The following is a 1,827-nucleotide window of genomic DNA, read 5'->3' on the forward strand; positions in this document are numbered from 1 at the left end:
GCCAAGATCTGCTCGTACCACTGGCTGTGTTGAATCAGCACCAAGCCGAGCACCAACAAGATCAGTGGCAGCAAGGAGGTCAATTTCAACCAGCGCGGCGAGTTGGAGTCATGCCCCATGGTCAAGGCCGAACCAGAGTCCAACACCACGGTGGCCGGCACGGCTTGTGCGGCCCGGGCGCTGCGGGCTTTCATCAGGGCTTGCTCGCGGGCAAAGCTAAGGCGCTCGGCCACATTCAACGGCAGGCTCTGAGCCTGCTCGTTCAAGCCGGCCGCCACGCGCAGGCCAAAGCGGGCGACGAGGGCGTCCTCATTGGATGCGTGATCCATTCCAAATTTCGACTTGTTCATAAAGTGATTCCCTTGGCCTTCAGCGATTTTGCCAATGCATGCGTGGCGCGGGAGCAGTGCGTTTTCACACTGCCTTCCGAGCAACCCATGACGCTCGCGGTTTCTGCGACATCCATTTCCTCCCAGTAACGCAGCAGGAAGGCTTCCCGTTGACGTGCGGGCAATTCGGCCACCTCCGCATCGATGGCTTGCAAAATCTGCATTCTCGAGACCTCATCGGCGGCGCTCAAGGCGCCCAGCGTGCCTTCTTGGGCTTCCAGCACCTCCAGCAGGTTGAAGTCTCCGTCGGGGTCGCTGGATTCAAAGTCCGACATATTTTGCATGACGGCAGTTCGAGTCTTCTTGCGCCGGAAGTAATCCATCGTCGCGTTCGACAAGATGCGCTGAAACAACAGCGGCAGCTCCGCCGCCGGGCGGTCAAAATATTTTTCCGCCAGCTTGATCATGGCGTCTTGCACGATGTCCAGCGCCGCGTCGTCGTCACGCACCATGTAAGCGGTGCGTTTGAAGGCGCGCCGGTCGACGGCGCGCAGAAAATCATTGAGTTCTTTGTCGGTGGCCAAGGAGAGGAGAGGGACTGAACCCGATGCTGGCAAAACAGCGCGAAGTATCGCATTGCGGGAGGGCTCTCTAGGCGGCGGCCTGGAGCGGCCTCAAGTCCGGTGCATAATGCTGCTTCGCACAAAGAAAATTCTGGTCTTCAGCTGGCAGCCCGACCGGGGCAGCACCTTTTTGATCGCGCAGGTTCCGAGTCCGCCTCACGAGGGCACGAGTAGGAACACCAATGGTTTTTCGTTAGAGAAATTCACAAAGGTTCTAAATGGATATGTCAAGCGCGGATGTCAAGCGTGCCGGGTCGGCACCGCTAAATTCCCAAACACAAAATTCTTCCTCCGAGCTGAACGGCTCCGAGATTCTGGTTCGCTGCCTGCAAGCCGAAGGGGTTCAATTCCTTTGGGGCTACCCCGGCGGCGCGGTGCTCTACATCTACGACGCACTGTACAAACAAGAGACCATTCAGCATGTGCTGGTGCGTCACGAGCAGGCCGCCGTGCATGCCGCTGACGGCTATGCCCGCGCCACCGGTGATGTGGGCGTCGCCCTGGTCACCTCGGGCCCGGGTGTGACGAATGCCGTCACCGGCATCGCCACCGCCTATATGGACTCGATCCCGCTGGTGATCGTGACCGGCCAGGTGCCGACGGCGGCGATTGGCCTTGATGCCTTCCAGGAATGCGATACCGTCGGCATCACCCGTCCGATCGTCAAGCACAACTTCCTGGTCAAGGATGTGCGTGATCTGGCCATGACGATGAAAAAGGCCTTCCACATCGCCCGCACCGGCCGCCCCGGCCCGGTGGTGGTGGACATTCCCAAGGATGTCTCGATGGCCAAGCTGGGCAGCCATTTCGAGTATCCCAAGCATGTGGAAATGCGCTCCTACAACCCGGCGCGCAAGGGCCACACCGGCCAGATC

3 protein-coding genes are annotated in these 1,827 nt (G+C 59.8%); 1 reads left to right on the forward strand and 2 read right to left on the reverse strand.

The genetic code is table 11. The annotated features are described in order from the left end of the window. Together RMO57_RS06225 and RMO57_RS06230 are read right to left on the reverse strand one after the other, a co-directional pair. Nucleotides 1-329, reverse strand: a 329-nt coding sequence (locus tag RMO57_RS06225) for a DUF3619 family protein (RefSeq protein ID WP_310385188.1), incomplete at its 3' end; no start/stop codon positions are given. Nucleotides 330-346: 17 nt separating this feature from the next. After that, nucleotides 347-913, reverse strand: a complete 567-nt coding sequence (locus RMO57_RS06230) for an RNA polymerase sigma factor (RefSeq protein WP_310385189.1) — start codon at nucleotides 911-913, stop codon at nucleotides 347-349. 263 nt (nucleotides 914-1,176) lie between these two features. Here RMO57_RS06230 and RMO57_RS06235 point away from each other — a divergent pair. Next, nucleotides 1,177-1,827 (forward strand): thiamine pyrophosphate-binding protein (locus RMO57_RS06235; RefSeq protein WP_414896379.1); only part of this gene is annotated, 651 nt, incomplete at its 3' end.

The organism is Roseateles sp., from assembly GCF_031397715.1.
GTDB lineage: Bacteria > Pseudomonadota > Gammaproteobacteria > Burkholderiales > Burkholderiaceae_C > Paucibacter_A.